The sequence below is a fragment of the Cylindrospermopsis raciborskii Cr2010 genome (assembly GCF_003367075.2).
In the GTDB taxonomy this organism is placed as follows: Bacteria; Cyanobacteriota; Cyanobacteriia; order Cyanobacteriales; family Nostocaceae; genus Raphidiopsis; species Raphidiopsis raciborskii.
The window spans coordinates 256,082-271,389 of sequence record NZ_CP065936.1 but is presented as its reverse complement, the minus strand read 5'-3'; the positions used below and the strand labels follow the sequence as shown (position 1 = coordinate 271,389).

The window sequence follows — 15,308 nt, the reverse complement described above, 5'->3', positions numbered from 1 at the left end:
TTCTAATGTTAAGTATCCGATATATTCTGGGTTTTAGTGATCCGTTACACAGAATTTAATGGAAGGAGAAGGTTATATTGAGAAAAGATTAAATAAAATTTTTGCCTCCATTACCTTTTGGTAATGCCATACCCGTTAAATCCTACTTCACCGTAGGTAGACTACAAAAAGCTAAACACAGTACATATAAGTTTTAGAAGAAGAGTGATAAACTATGATTCGTATTTCGGCACCTAAGAGTCCAGACCTTACTTATGACGACCAAGTTTGGCAAAACCTAAAATATGCCATCTCTACTACCTCTGGTTTTCAACGCTGGCAACTAGAAAGCAAATCAAAGCTAACAGGTTTACGATTAGAACAGCAAGTGCAAAAGTATTTAAGAGAGACCTTAGAAACCTTGGCCTATTAAAAGGGGATCCAGGTAGTGGATCTCCCTGGAGCAAAGCTTATAGAGGTGTGTTGCTATGGGTCCCTAACTATTGCTGCCACCCAAAATAAATAAACTGACTAAAGTACCACTATTCCATAGTCCATGGAGAAGCATAGGGGCCAAAAGATTACGAGACCGGGTATACACTACACCTAAAACTATACCCAAGGCGGTCAGTGGGAGCATTTCAGATAAACTCAGGTGAGCAATAGCAAATATAAAACTACTAACTACTATTGCCCACGAAACCGGTAGATGGGAAGTAAGGGATGGCAATAAGAACCCACGAAACAAAAATTCCTCAAACAAAGGTGCTGCGATCGCAGCGGTGAGGAAAAATATTCCTAAAGCTACACCATCCCTGTTTTCCAATGCCATTTGTAAGAGAGGATTACTTCCACCTTCTCCCTTCCATAAAATTTGATTTATCAGTGATACTATGATCACGATGGGAACTGCTGCACAGTACCCACCTATTCCCCACAACAACCAATTATCGAACAACCGGAACTTAAACCATTCTTCTGGTAAGGGTAAATAACGCTTAATGGAAATATATAAAACTGACAGTGCACCAAAGGATACTAATATGTAACTAATCAAAACAGAAAAAGCCTGAATTTGCAGGTTTTCTGAATAGGGAGAAATAGGTAGTAGTTGGAGTATTGTGGGTACAAATACTTGTCCCATGAGGAAAAATCCCACGATAAACACTTGAAGGACTATTTCCAAATTCCAGGGGGTTAACCATACCCTTTGGGCATTTTGAGCTAAGATGGATTCCCTACCTTTGATGAGACGCTGAATAATCAGGGATATCAGTAGTACAATACCAATCAAAGATATGGATCCAGGAACCACAGTGATTATAGCTAGTTTAAATACTGCTTCCTTCGCGACTACTTCCTGTGCAGCTTGAAGATCTGTCAAAGCATTGAGACGTTGCTGAACTTCATATAATTGGGTTAAGGCAGTATAGCGAAACCAACCTGCCAAATTTTTTTGGATTAGGGGTTGAGCATTGGGGAGTAATCGAGGGGGGGTATTCCATATTCCAATAAGCACTTGAGCGGTTTTGGTGAGTTCTGTTCTTTCGCTAGGTTGGATTTGATTCCAAGTGCTGATAGCAGTTTTAATATTGCCCTGTTTTGCTTGTAATATTCCCAGTTGTAGGTCTAATTCGTCCCGCAACCTAAATAATTCTTCTAGTCTAGTTTTTGAGATCTCTTGAACAGAATTTGTAACTGTTTCAGCTTTATCTATACTTTTTTGTACAGAGTTTCGTGTTTCTTCATATTGGTTATTTGCATTTTGTATAGCACCATCGCCCACTATTGCTTGCAGAATCTCGGATAATTGGTTATCATTACTATTGTACGCTTCCCAGGTTTGGGCTTGCAGAACAATATTGGTTTGGTATAGTTCTAAAATACTTTGAAACTGGGGTTTTTGCCAACTAGCAAATAGGGATAAGCCCAATAAAACCAGTGATAATAGGGTGATACCAGTCAAAAAAAATCTTTTGGTCATCTATATCCTCAATTTGACATTTCCCATATTTTGGACAATAACTGGTCGGGGTGAAAAAAACCAGAGTAGTTTAGATAGCTTAACAAATTCCTAGACATTGCTCAACAAAAGTTCACCACAGATAAATTACAGCATATTTGATTGTATCTTAACTAGTCATTTTCCACTTTCCATTCTTCCATGGGAATTTCTGCTGCTTGAATGGCTTTCACGCAAAAAGAATAAATATCTTTAGCGGATAAATTTACCTCAATAAATAATCCGCATTCTCCCTATATTTTTGCAGTGTTCCTCAGATGCGGGGTAGCCAATACCTTAACTCCTTTACAGCGTCAAATTTACCTTTGGAACGCTTGATGTCATTGTGTTGTAGGAGATCGCTGAAAATTCGGAACTTGACTGCTATACTAGCACTATAAGCCAAAAAAATCCAACTACCTTACATCCTTATGTATCCATTAATTTAATCCACAAAAGAAGTATGAAACTAGAAACTATTACACAAGAAATCAAAATAGTTACAGCTCACTATACACCAGAAGAATATTTAGAACTGGAGGAAAAATCTGATTGTAAAAATGAATATAGAAATGGAGAAATTATAAATATGGCTGGTGGAACAACAAATCATAACAAACTAGCAGGTAACTTTTATTTCCATCTTAATTTAGCACTAAATGACTTAAACTATGAAGTTTATATTAGTGATGTCAAACTGTGGATACCAAAATATCGCCAATTTACTTATCCCGACCTGATGGTAATTGAGAGTGAACCTATTTATTATGGAAATAACACCACCATAATTACCAATCCCTTATTAATAACTGAGGTTTTATCCAAATCCACAAAAGATTATGATCAGGGAGATAAATTTCTTTATTATCGTTCAATTCCCCAATTTAAAGAATATATTTTAATTGATCAGACTAGGCATTATGTAATGCAATACGTAAAAAATAATGAAAATCAGTGGTTTTTGACTGAATATGAAACGGAAGATGCGGTTTTAAATGTAGCATCAATTAAGCTAAAATTACCATTGAAGGAATTGTATAAGAAGGTTAACTTGTTAACAACAGTAGAATAAGCTGTGTCGCGCAGCCTAATATAGTCTAGCAAAAATACGGAGTAATAATTGAAATGACAATAAAATTGCCCAAAATTGATTTTACCATATTATGGAGAAAATTACCCATACTAATTGCTACAGCTCTAATCACAATGTTCCTAGCCATTGGTATATCAAACTGGACAGTAGGTCAGTCAACTACCAACCTATTGGTGTCCGCTGCTGGAAGTTTGCAAGATGTATTAAACGAACTTAAACCCATATACCAAAAAGAGCAAAAGAATGTGAACATTAGCTTCAACTTTGCTGCTTCCGGACCATTACAACAACAAATAGAACAGGGAGCATCCGTGGATATTTTTATATCTGCTGCTAAAAAACAAGTAGATGCTTTAGAAAAAAAGAACCTCTTACTTCCTGAGAGTAGAGTGATCATAGCTAAAAACCGTCTAGTATTGATTACACCAAAGAATAGTTCTGGTGTCAATAGTTTTTACAGTCTTCAAGATGAAAAAGTAAAAAGGATTGCTATTGGTGAACCTAGGAGCGTACCTGCTGGACAATATGCAAAACAAGTTTTAGAGCAGTTGAAAATCTGGTCAAATATAAAATCAAAACTGGTTTATGGCAACAATGTACGTCAGGTTTTAGCTGCTGTAGAAAGTGGTAATGCTGATGCGGGATTGGTATATGCAACCGATGCAAAAATTTCTGGACAGGTAAAAGTGGTGGTTGTAGCTGATGAAAAATTTCATTCTCCCATCATCTATCCGTTAGCAATAATTAGGGGAAGTAAAAATGTTGATGCTGCCAAAAATTTCTCTAAATTTTTAGTGAGTAATCTGTCAAAAACTGTTTTTAAAAAATATGGTTTTATTGTACCTTAGGCAAAAAGAAAAACCCCAAAGTAAACCAGAACGCCTAACTAACTTTGACTGACGTTCTGGCTAAAACTACAAAATCAATAATCTAACAATTACTTGCCATTACTTCCATAAGAGGTGTAATAAACCTGGCCACCTTGATCGGGAACAAAATGACAAACTTTGGCAGAATGTAATAATGCTTTCCAAATAGGAACCTGAGATTGGTGATAGTATTCACCTAAAATTGGTTTAATCGCTTTTGTTGCCTTCAATAAATTATAATGAGGCATATTCAAAAAGATATGATGGGCAACATGGGTGCCAATATCATGGTGAATGTGGTTGAAAATTCCATAGTCCCTATCAATAGTGGAAATTGCACCCTTTAGGAAATTCCAATTCTCACCACGATACCAGGGTAAGTCCTGTTCAGTATGATGTAAATAGGTGACTAAATCCAACCAAATTACAAATACAATATAAGGAGCAGCATAGTATTTCAATAACCACAACCAACCCCATTGATAGGTCAAGAAACCCAATAAAGTTACCATAGCAATCCATAAGGTAGTGCTGGTAATAATGTCTCCCTTTTCGGAAGGTTTAAACAAACTACTTTGAGGATTGAAGTGGGAACCACTTTTTCCGGGGGTACGTTGGAATAAATAAATAGGATAGGCTAGTGGTAAAAACAGATAGTAGCGAATTAACTTTTGTAAAAAAGGTAATTTTTGATAACTAGACTCATTCAACGGATACCAACTCTCGTCATTTTCCAAGCTACCGGTGTTTTTATGATGAGTTCGGTGACTAATTCTCCAACCATGATAGGGTACGAGAATGGGAATATGAGAAAGATGACCTACCAAATCATTTAGCCATTTATACTTGGAAAAAGATTGGTGTCCACAATCATGACCAACAACAAATAAGGCCCAAAACATTGTGCCTTGCATTATCCAGAAAACTGGCCAAAAATACCAGGAGTCTATATAAGTTGCTAGTGCATATAACCCGATGATAATCGCAATATCACGAAAAAAATAATACAGTGATTTAAGTACACTGGGTTGAAAACATTCGGGGGGAATGGCAGCTTTTAAATCTTGAAGAGTAAATGGCAACTTGTCTTCACTTTGAGAAGATTCAATGTCAAGATTTTGGTTTGATTGAACAGTTTTTAATTGCACTGGATTTTTTCTTCTTAAATGAAGGTCACAATTGGATATTTGACAGGCAAAACGCCTGTCCTGAAACTCATTTGGGGGTTATTTGCGAGTGGGTTGTTTTTGGGCGTAATACTCGTCAAAGGTGATGTAACCAATGTCCGTTTGATAAAGTTGACACTCGTTAGTAATTTTCTTCATTAAATTCCAGGAAAACTTACATTCTTTATGAAGAAATGGTCGCCAATTTTGCTTGATGCTTTTGTAAGCTAACCGTAGATTATAGGAAGGAATTGCCGTAGAAATATGATGGGGAACATGAACATTGATATCATGACAGAGTATCTCTACCCAGCGAGGATAATCACAGTGAATTGTCCCAAACAATTGGGCTAAGGCCTCATTCCATTTATCTGCTGTTTTAAAGGGAACATCTGCGGTTGTATGGTGAACAATGGTAAATGTGCTCATCCAAAAATGATAAACCATCCAGGGGATAAACCAAAACTTAATAAAGCCCCATAACCCAGTAGTGAATATCAATGTTGGGAAAACTATGATGGCAAAAGCTATCACCACACCTACAGATAACTTGACACTAGCTCGGTCTTTTCTCTGGAATTTACCAGGGTTAAAATGAACTACTGCCCAGTGCCCAATAGAACCTATCCACCACAGGCGCTTGCGTATGAATAATTCAAATGCGGACTGTCGGACTTTCCCCCAATTTGCAAAAACTTCTACTCTTATGGGATGCCACGCATTGTCTTCTTCCAGTTTATTGGTATGTTTATGGTGGTAATTATGTTTAATTCTCCAACTGTGAAACGGATAAATTAAAGGCATCATGAACAGGTGCCCAACCAAGTCATTTACCCAACGACGGTTAGCAAAGGAACGATGTCCACAGTCATGACCTATAACAAAAAACCCTGTTAAAGCAGTCCCCGTGAAAATCCATGCTATGGGTAAAAGAAACCAGGGAGAAATTGCCAGAAAATAATAGCCTAACCCAACTGTGGTTAAACTGATGATGGCCGTAGTCCATGCTTTACGTCTATTCTTCTGAAAACATTCCTTGGGTAGACTTTTGATAATGTGTTTGAATTTGACCTCGTCCTCACCCAGGGTGGGATAAACGATATTTTCCTGGTCTTTAATAAGTGATGTAGTCATGAACACCTGAGAAACAACCAATGTAAATACGCTGGCAAAATTATTTTACAGCAGATAAGTTAATTTTTGCCACTTTAAGTAATTATATTATAGCCATACCAAATAAATTAATTTTCGTTTTCTAATTTTCCCTCGACGACAATTCTCAACGGGAAATTCTCAAATTTAAAATCCCAAAAATCCCAAATCTGAAATTTCTGATAACCCAGCTAAAATCCAAATTTACTAACAAAAAGCCAATAGTTTCATGACCTCAAAACTATTGACATGAGACCTAAATTATGGTTCAAGTAGGGAGGCAAAATTATTTGTAGGATGGTTCGAGGGACGAGACCCATGCGGGCGTTGGGTTTCATACTTCAACCCAACCTACGTTGATCTTATGTTTAATTCCACCCACCCACTTACGCTTTTCTCGGCGCTAGTTTAATATTTGTAGCTAGACCCAGAACTTGTAGCAGTTGAATGGTCATCCACGTTAGGTCAATTTCCCACCATTCCAATCCATGACGAGCTGAATACTGAAAGGCATGGTGATTATTATGCCACCCTTCACCAAAAACTAGAACCGCCACCCACCAGCAGTTAGTCGACCTATCTCCGGATTCAGGATAAGTACGATATCCAAATTTATGGGTAGCACTATTAACTAGCCATGTACAGTGATAAACCCAAACTATGCGAGCAAAAATGCCCCAAACTACAAAAGACCATCCGCCTAACATTAATAGGAACAGACCTAGGAAGAGCTGGATAGGAATGAAATATTTTTGCAAGAACTGATAAACTCTGTCCTCCGCAATATCTTTTGTAAAGCGGGGAATTTGAGCATGTGCGGGAGAATGGAAAATTAACCAACCAATATGACTCCACCAGAAACCTTTGTTGGAATCATGAGGATCTTCTTGGGTGTCAGAGTGTAAATGATGAATACGATGTGTTCCTACCCACTCAATAGGACCTCCTTGGCAAGCAAGAGTACCACACAAGGCTAAAAAATACTCTAACCATTTTGGACTTTGAAAACTACGATGGGTAATCAGACGGTGAAAACCCAGGGTAATCCCCAAACCACCAGTAACCCAGTAGAGTAATAATGCCACACCAACTGCTGTCCAGCTAAAGTTACCGGGAATAAAAGCAAATAGGGCACCGATGTGCAGGAAGATGAAAAACAGGGTGTTCACCCAGTTGATTTGATGTTTAGTTGAAGTAGCAATTGTCATGCAGTAACCTTGATAGGAATTGTCCAGACTAATATGCCCGATTGAAGAATCTGCATATTCTTAAATGTTTTTTTGAATGAGGAAACAATGAACAACTTAGAACAGCTGCGAGCAGCAGAACGGGTACTATTAGAAATTTTTTATGGTATTGACGCTCAGGTCAAGCATAATCTTCAAAGAGTCTTGAACGCCTTTCGTGATCATCATCTGGGATCACACCATTTCGCAGGCGTGAGCGGGTATGGACACGATGATTTAGGAAGGGATACATTGGATCAAGTCTTTGCTCAGGTCATGGGAGCTGAGTCAGCTTTGGTGAGAGTACAGATTGTGTCAGGTACTCACGCGATCGCCTGTGCGCTTTATGGGGTACTCCGTCCTGGGGATGAGATGTTGGCAGTGGTTGGTTCTCCCTACGATACACTGGAGGAGGTCATTGGTTTGCGAGGGCAAAATCAAGGCTCCCTGATTGATTTTGGCATAAAATATCGCCAACTGGAACTAACAGACCAGGGAAAAATAAATTGGCAGAAATTAAGCACTGCCATCCAGGAAAACACCCGGTTAGTCTTGATTCAAAGATCCTGTGGATATTCCTGGCGTTCTAGTCTTTCTATTGATGAAATAAAAAGGGTAGTTGAGATAGTTAAACAACAAAACCCCCGGACAATCTGTTTTGTAGATAACTGTTACGGCGAATTTATTGATACTAGGGAACCCACCCATGTGGGGGCCGATCTGATGGCTGGGTCACTCATAAAAAATCCTGGTGGCACAATTGTTACAGCAGGAGGTTACATAGCGGGCAAAGCTGATCTGGTGGAAGCAGCAGCTTGTAGACTGACTGCTCCTGGTATTGGTAGTGCGGGAGGAGCAACTTTCGATCAAAATCGGTTATTATTCCAGGGATTATTTTTAGCACCTCAAATGGTGGGGGAAGCCATGAAGGGAACATATCTTACTGGTTACGTATTTGATAAACTAGGATATCCTGTTAATCCCCCACCCCTAGCACCCCGGGGAGATGTGATTCAAGCTGTTAAACTGGGTTCGGCCAAAAAACTCCTTGCCTTTTGTAAGGCCATTCAACAGTCTTCTCCTGTTGGTTCCTATTTGGATCCGGTTCCCGATGCTATGCCAGGTTATGAAAGTCAGGTGGTTATGGCGGGGGGAACTTTCATTGAGGGCAGCACTCTGGAGTTATCTGCTGATGGTCCGTTAAGGGAGCCTTATATTGTATATTGCCAAGGTGGTACTCATTGGACTCATGTTTCATTAGCTCTACAAGCAGCTATGGAAGCAGTAGGAGAATTTTAGTCAGTTTCTGGTAAATTATACTGGGCTACAATCCGTTTAGCAAACTCGGGGACGTGGGCTTCTAGTTTTTGAGGATGATGGCGCTTGACGTATAAATAATTTCTGGCAAAGTGAGAATCTATGGAAAACTTTCCGTATTCTAAACCTTTGGGCCCAATTCTATCTATCACGATTCCCATTAATTGGGCTACCCACATCGGCAATGTCACTGCGTCATCGTAGGCTTTTATTCCCTGCTGTACAGCAGGTTGACGGTTACCTTGAGACATGACTGGTTGAATTTCTAGTTGTTCCTTCACCAGATCTAACATTTGCTTGCCTGTATCATTTCTAACAACTATCCATTGCCAGGGATAGGGTGCACCCATATACCCCACCACTAGATCTGCTAGGGAGTTAACATAATCAAAGCAACTCATACAGGACGGGGCAAATATATCCTTGAGGATGTTGGTTTTTAAACCGAAGAAGGGCACTTTTTCTTCCGACCCGTCTTCATGTTTAAAATGTACACGAAAGTCCTGCATAAACTCGTAACTAACAACCGTTCCAGGAGAACGACTAGTAGTTTCTAAAAATTTTTGCAGTCCGGCTCTAGTAACATTATCCACACATGGTGTACCCAGAACATAGAGTTTTTCCAGTCCCAGTTGTTTTTCTACTGCACGCAAGGCTTGAATTTGACAACCTACTCCAATAACCAATAGCTTTTTCATCCCTGATTGCTCAATTTCCTCTAAAACCGAGAGATTGGGTGAAAGGGTAGGTTTATTGACCTTAGCAGCTAGTATGGCTTCAGGAGTGCGCGCAATAATGGGCATGGGTTGAAAGCGATCTTCTTGGCTATTCTGCACGCAGACAACCCCTTCTACTAAACCACGATTTAACATTTCTATAGCTATGGTACTCACAATTCCTGTCCATTGGGCACCAACGATAGGTAATTGTTTCCGAGCTGCCATCATCTCTTGATGTACACCAAAGTAAAGCTCATTTTCTTTATCTAGATCTCGACAACGCTGATGAGTATTTACTTCTAACTCCTCTATTCTTTGAGTTATAAAAGCACAAGCTTCTTTAACATAGTGGATATAGTAAGTGTCACACAGTCCACATTCGCTACAAAGTTCCTTAGCTGGACGACGACTACCAGGTTTCAGTGCTTTTGACTTTTTGTGCTTATTAGAGTTTATATTAGTCATAACTTTTACTTATTAATTACATTAATTACTAGATATGAAAAAGGGGTTCACCCGGTAGATGTTCCCCTTTTGAGTTTACCAACATGGCAAAATTTAGGCTTTCACTGCTAATTTTGCTTCCTTAGCTGTCAAAATTTCGTAAACAGAGCGCATTTTTAACCCGGTTAAGACTTGGAATAAACCAGTGCCATTATTAGAACCAGGATATTCACGATGCTGCAACAACAAGTGGGTCATTTCACCAATGTATTTAGTGGATGTATTGCTCAGATGTTTTTCCACATAGATTACTTCATCTAAATTATCAAACTGGCCATCTACTTCCAAAACAGAAACATAGCGACCATAATAAACATCAGAACCGTAGTACATTTGCATGCCAGGATAGGAACAGGTTAACTTCCTTCCACAAGGAGTCCATTGGATGGTTGAACCTTCATCAAATAGGTAAACCGGTGCAAATCCCTCTTTACCCTCTTTTTGCAGCATTCTTACCCGCAGAACCTTGCGCTCAGTGTCGTTTTTGATTAAGTTTGTAGGCAACACCTGTAAAACTACATCGGCAAATTCTCTTTGAGGCTCAATGAACTTATCAAAGTCGGGCTTGCGAGAGTTAATTTGAGCTAAAACATCTTCATATCTATGACCACGCTCTGCCATGTCTCTCTGAATCTTCCAGGCAATTTTTACCTCATCGCTGATATCAAAATAAACACTGAAATCTAAAAGGGAGCGCACTCTTTCATCATATAAAGGATGCAAACCTTCAACCACAATAATGTGATTAGGTTTAATTCGTTCCGGCGGATCAATCATGCCGGTCTCATGGTTGTAAATTGGTTTATCAACAGCATAGCCTTCTTTCAGAGCTTTAATTTGCTCATACATGAGATCGAAGTTATTAGCTCTAGGATCTAAGGCAGTAATACCAGTTTCTTTACGTTGTTTGCGGTCTAAGCAGTGATAGTCATCTAAACAGATCACTGTCATAAAATCTTCACCGAACAGGTCAATCAAACGGCGCAAAAACGTAGATTTGCCGCATCCTGAGTCCCCTGCTACTCCAATTAATACTACCCTTTCCGGTTTACCTGTCATAAATCTCCTCTCAATACTAATTGAAATGACTAAACAAAATATTTTTTCTCACAACAGATTTTTGCAGTTAGGAGTTTGTTTACCTGGGAGGTAATATCACTACCGTCACAAAAAAAGCATATCAGACTATTGATCCACCCCCCGCGATAAACAAAAAAATGAAAAAAACCTATTTTGTAATCAAATTGGCTGTTAAAGTTGCTAAATCAGTGTACTAATCATATTTGAACATATATCTGGTACTTCTTGGCAAACATTTTAGTCATGGGGATCGCCAGATGGCTAGAGCTATACAATAGCCGAAATTTACTAAAAAATAACAACTAAGAAGATTTAATTAAATTGCTTTACGACTAACATTCTTTCAAGGACACATCATCTATCTTAAAAGATACGCTGGTATGTTCTTTAACTTCTTGGTTCACCTTAACCGATACCTCTTGTTGTAGCATTGTGTCAGTTAGCAGTTATTAGTTACTAAGCACAGCAATACACAAACTGGCAAATTTAACAATTATCTAGTTTATGTATTATTAAGCGACAGTAAAAAAACTAATAGCTGATAACCGTTAATGATGTGGTTTTCCCAGACAGTCAGTTTTGTGCAACGAAAATCCGGTAAACTGAAAGCTGATAATGTGATGGGAATTATTTTTGATAAACGGTTAGTGAATATTGGAGTGGTAGAACGAATGAACAATCAAGGTCCTGTTGAGGGTGCTGCCAATATGGAATCAGGTAGCCGTGTCTTCGTATACGAAGTGGTGGGTCTGCGTCAGAACCAGGAATCTGACCAAACGAACTACCCAATTCGCAAAAGTGGCAGTGTATTCATCAGAGTACCTTACAACCGCATGAATCAAGAAATGCGAAGAATTACACGTCTGGGTGGCAAAATTGTTAGTATTTACCCGGTATCGGTTTTAGAGCAGGGTGCTAATCGAACTCTTCTCACCAATACTGAGATTGATCTCAGCAACCCAGCACCCGTAGGTGTTGAGACAAAACAGAACACAATACCAGCTACTAGTAGCGAAGCTCAAGGTTTTGCTAAACCACCAGCTAAGGATAAAAAAGGCGACACCATGACCCAAGCGAAAACTAAACACGCTGATGTTCCCGTGAACACTTATCGTCCTAACGCTCCCTTTATTGGCAAGTGTATTTCCAATGAAACCTTAGTTAAAGAAGGCGGAATAGGTAAGGTTCAACATCTTAAATTTGACCTTTCTGGTAGCCAACTCAAGTATATAGAAGGTCAAAGTATCGGTATTATCCCCCCCGGTGTTGACAAAAACGGTAAGCCAGAAAAACTCAGACTCTATTCAATCGCTTCTACACGTCACGGTGATAATGTGGATGACACAACAATATCACTCTGTGTGCGTCAACTGGAATATAAACACCCGCAAACTGGAGAAACAGTATATGGTGTTTGCTCTACCTATCTAACTGACCTTAAACCAGGTGATGATGTAAAAATTACCGGTCCCGTAGGTAAGGAAATGTTGCTACCTGATAACACTGATGCTAATGTAATTATGTTGGCAACGGGTACGGGTATTGCTCCTATGCGAGCCTATTTATGGCGGATGTTCAAGGATGCAGAAAGATCTGTTAACTCACAATACCAGTTTAACGGATTTGCTTGGCTATTGTTCGGTGTACCCACTACTCCTAATATTTTATATAAGGAGGAACTGGAAGAAATGCAAGCTCAATATCCCAATAACTTCCGTCTTACCTATGCTATCAGTCGGGAACAAAACAATCCTGAAGGTGGTAGGATGTATATCCAAGACCGTGTAGCAGAAAACGCTAATGAACTGTGGCAACTGATCAAGAACCCCAAAACTCATACGTATATTTGCGGGTTGCGTGGTATGGAAGATGGCATTGATGCTGCTTTGTCTAAAGCCGCTGCTCAAGAGGGTGTCACTTGGAGTGATTATCAAAAGGCAATCAAAAAAGAAGGACGTTGGCATGTAGAAACCTATTAATCTACTCTTGACTTTGTTTCTCAATTTTTGTCTGCAAGTTTGTAGGTGGGGTTCCATCCCACCTACAATTGTTTTATGTGTGTTTTGTATATAATAGGATGCCAAATCCGTGGGTGTAAAATTAGGAATCTTAGGATTGGGTACGGTGGGAACTGGAACTGTACAACTGTTACAGGACTTGCAAGGTCGTCACCCACTGTTACAGGAAGTGGAAATATGTCGTATAGGTGTGCGATCGCCAGACAAATCACGCCCAGTGACCTTACCCCAAGAAATCCTCAGTGGGGATTTATCAGCTATTGTCAATGACCCTCAGATAGATATCATTGTTGAGCTGATGGGTGGATTGGAACCCGCGCGATCGCTTATTCTGGAGGCTATTAAAAATGGTAAACATGTAGTAACAGCAAACAAAGCTGTTATTTCACGATTTGGAGAAGAAATATTTAATGCTGCCAATGCTGCTGGTGTATATGTTATGTTTGAAGCTGCTGTAGCTGGTGGCATTCCCGTAATTAAAACCTTAAAGCAGTCTTTAAGTGTTAACAAGGTTCATAGTATTATTGGTATTGTGAATGGCACTACCAATTACATTCTCACGAGGATGCAGACGGAAGGGAGTGAACTAGAAGAAGTCCTAGCTGATGCACAAAAACTGGGATATGCGGAAGCGGATCCAACTGCTGACATTGATGGTTTAGACGCTGGGGATAAGATTGCTATTTTAGCTTCATTGGGGTTTGGAGAGAGAATTAACTTACAAGATGTTTATTGTGAAGGGATTCGTCAAGTCACGAAAACAGACATTATCTACGCTGGCAAATTAGGATTTGTGATTAAACTGCTAGCCATTGCCAAAAATCAAACAGATGACAAATCCCAGTTGTCAGTGAGAGTTCACCCTACCCTAGTTTCTCAAACCCACCCCCTAGCTAGTATCAATGGTGTTTACAATGCGATTTTAGTGGAGGGGGAACCCATAGGTCAAGTGATGTTTTTCGGTCCGGGAGCGGGTGCTGGTCCGACGGGGAGTGCAGTTTGTTCAGATATCTTAAATCTAGTAGCAACAATCAAGACTAATACTGCTCAAGCTAATCCACTCTTATCCTGTAGACATAAGGAGTATTGTCACATAGCCCCCATATCCCAACTAGTTACCCGGTTTTATGCTCGATTTCTGACTAAAGACCACCCAGGGGTCATTGGTAAATTGGGGACTTGCTTTGGTAAATACCAAGTAAGTTTAGAATCTGTGGTGCAAACTGGTTTTCAGGGGGAAATGGCAGAAATTGTTGTTGTTACCCACGATGTCAAAGAAGGGGATTTCAGACAATCCTTAGAGGAAATCCACACCATGGAAGCCATAGATAGCATCCCTAGCATTTTACGGGTGCTTTAGCCTAGGTCTTAAAAATCTATATTAAACCGACCAAACTTAGGGACTTGACATTTATTATGTAGAAGTGGTACTTAATGATAAGCTCATATACCACTCCTACATACCCAGCTACTGTTATATGGGCTTTTGCAATACTTTGCCGCAAAACTTCTAATGCAATTTGTGCAGCAAGCATTTAAATGCGTTTTCTAATGGTTAGTCTTGCCCAAAAACTTGTGATTTTAAAGTGTCAATTTCACTTGTGAGTTCCTCTCTGGTAGAAGCTTTGAGTAAATAGCGATACACAAACCAACCAGAGTAGCCAATGCCAATTAGCTCAAAAGTGGGAGCTACCAAAGGAATATCATTTAAGGAATCTAGCACAGCCAGTATGACCTTAACAGTTACTCCAGCAGTCACGATTAATCCCAGGGTAAGAAGTGGTTGTTTATACTTGTCAAGCAACCCAACTAGATATTCTGGCAGCGTCCCTAAAAAGTTAGAAACCTCCTGACCGTATTTAAGCCACTGTTCCTGAGATTTGGGCGGGGATTGGAGTTTAGTTATAGTCCCCGTTTGAGTACTAAGATCTGGAATAGGAGTTTCCTTGGTTTTGGTTTCTGTGTATTGTGGTTCTTGCATTTCGACTTCCATAACTTTCAAATTTGGGTTTGCTAATTCGTATAATTATGACAACAATATCGTTGATTAGGCAATGGATTAAGATCTACTCATAGTTATTTCAAAGGTGACGGTTAAACATAGTTCTGCTTTTTGCAGCTGGACTTAATCACAAGGTTTTCAATCAAACTAGACTTGTCTAACTAGTAAAACTTAATTCTTA

The 15,308-nt window shown here is 39.4% G+C and carries 13 protein-coding genes; 6 read left to right on the top strand and 7 right to left on the bottom strand.

Features of this window, described 5'->3' with window-relative positions; genetic code table 11:
* The first annotated feature begins 214 nt into the window (after positions 1-214).
* On the top strand, positions 215-412 hold the full coding sequence (locus C6N34_RS01155; RefSeq protein ID WP_006275618.1) for a hypothetical protein: 198 nt from the start codon (positions 215-217) through the stop codon (positions 410-412).
* 63 nt (positions 413-475) lie between these two features.
* Here C6N34_RS01155 and C6N34_RS01150 read toward each other — a convergent pair whose 3' ends face one another.
* Entirely contained in the window at positions 476-1,963 is a 1,488-nt protein-coding gene (locus C6N34_RS01150; protein ID WP_115538877.1) for a CPBP family intramembrane glutamic endopeptidase, read from the bottom strand.
* Between the two features lie 481 nt (positions 1,964-2,444).
* Between C6N34_RS01150 and C6N34_RS01145 the strand changes: the two genes are divergently transcribed.
* Both C6N34_RS01145 and modA read left to right on the top strand, forming a co-directional pair.
* Positions 2,445-3,053, top strand: coding sequence for a Uma2 family endonuclease (locus C6N34_RS01145; protein WP_115538878.1), 609 nt, complete (start codon positions 2,445-2,447; stop codon positions 3,051-3,053).
* 53 nt (positions 3,054-3,106) lie between these two features.
* Positions 3,107-3,922 (top strand): molybdate ABC transporter substrate-binding protein, encoded by an 816-nt coding sequence (modA, locus tag C6N34_RS01140; RefSeq protein ID WP_006275615.1) that lies wholly within the window; start codon positions 3,107-3,109, stop codon positions 3,920-3,922.
* A gap of 89 nt (positions 3,923-4,011) precedes the next feature.
* Here the strand turns inward: modA and C6N34_RS01135 are convergent, their stop codons facing one another.
* The 3 genes from C6N34_RS01135 to C6N34_RS01125 all read right to left on the bottom strand — a co-directional run bounded on the left by C6N34_RS01135 (position 4,012) and on the right by C6N34_RS01125 (position 7,469).
* Positions 4,012-5,091: a fatty acid desaturase gene (locus C6N34_RS01135; protein ID WP_006275614.1), complete on the bottom strand. Its 1,080-nt coding sequence runs from the start codon at positions 5,089-5,091 to the stop codon at positions 4,012-4,014.
* A gap of 78 nt (positions 5,092-5,169) precedes the next feature.
* Complete coding sequence (locus tag C6N34_RS01130; RefSeq protein WP_006275613.1) at positions 5,170-6,243, bottom strand: fatty acid desaturase; 1,074 nt, start codon at positions 6,241-6,243, stop codon at positions 5,170-5,172.
* 404 nt (positions 6,244-6,647) lie between these two features.
* Complete coding sequence (locus tag C6N34_RS01125; RefSeq protein WP_006275612.1) at positions 6,648-7,469, bottom strand: acyl-CoA desaturase; 822 nt, start codon at positions 7,467-7,469, stop codon at positions 6,648-6,650.
* Between the two features lie 87 nt (positions 7,470-7,556).
* On the opposite strand from C6N34_RS01125, the gene C6N34_RS01120 reads away from it, so the two are divergent.
* Positions 7,557-8,786 carry a methionine gamma-lyase family protein gene (locus tag C6N34_RS01120; protein ID WP_115538879.1) on the top strand — a complete coding sequence of 410 codons (1,230 nt, stop codon included), beginning with the start codon at positions 7,557-7,559 and terminating at the stop codon, positions 8,784-8,786.
* Here the strand turns inward: C6N34_RS01120 and C6N34_RS01115 are convergent.
* Both C6N34_RS01115 and C6N34_RS01110 read right to left on the bottom strand, forming a co-directional pair.
* On the bottom strand, positions 8,783-9,988 hold the full coding sequence (locus C6N34_RS01115; RefSeq protein WP_115538880.1) for a Coenzyme F420 hydrogenase/dehydrogenase, beta subunit C-terminal domain: 1,206 nt from the start codon (positions 9,986-9,988) through the stop codon (positions 8,783-8,785). The two genes, C6N34_RS01120 and C6N34_RS01115, sit on opposite strands and share 4 nt — an antisense overlap.
* 93 nt (positions 9,989-10,081) lie before the next feature.
* The gene (locus C6N34_RS01110) at positions 10,082-11,086 is read right to left on the bottom strand and encodes a phosphoribulokinase (protein WP_006275609.1); all 1,005 of its coding nucleotides are present in this window, start codon (positions 11,084-11,086) and stop codon (positions 10,082-10,084) included.
* Between the two features lie 692 nt (positions 11,087-11,778).
* Between C6N34_RS01110 and petH the strand changes: the two genes are divergently transcribed.
* Positions 11,779-13,086, top strand: a complete 1,308-nt coding sequence (gene petH, locus C6N34_RS01105) for a ferredoxin--NADP reductase (protein ID WP_040007861.1) — start codon at positions 11,779-11,781, stop codon at positions 13,084-13,086.
* 109 nt (positions 13,087-13,195) lie between these two features.
* Positions 13,196-14,485 carry a homoserine dehydrogenase gene (locus tag C6N34_RS01100; protein WP_006275607.1) on the top strand — a complete coding sequence of 430 codons (1,290 nt, stop codon included), beginning with the start codon at positions 13,196-13,198 and terminating at the stop codon, positions 14,483-14,485.
* A gap of 195 nt (positions 14,486-14,680) precedes the next feature.
* Here the strand turns inward: C6N34_RS01100 and C6N34_RS01095 are convergent, their stop codons facing one another.
* Positions 14,681-15,118 carry a CAAD domain-containing protein gene (locus C6N34_RS01095; RefSeq protein ID WP_006275605.1) on the bottom strand — a complete coding sequence of 146 codons (438 nt, stop codon included), beginning with the start codon at positions 15,116-15,118 and terminating at the stop codon, positions 14,681-14,683.
* Positions 15,119-15,308: the final 190 nt, after the last annotated feature.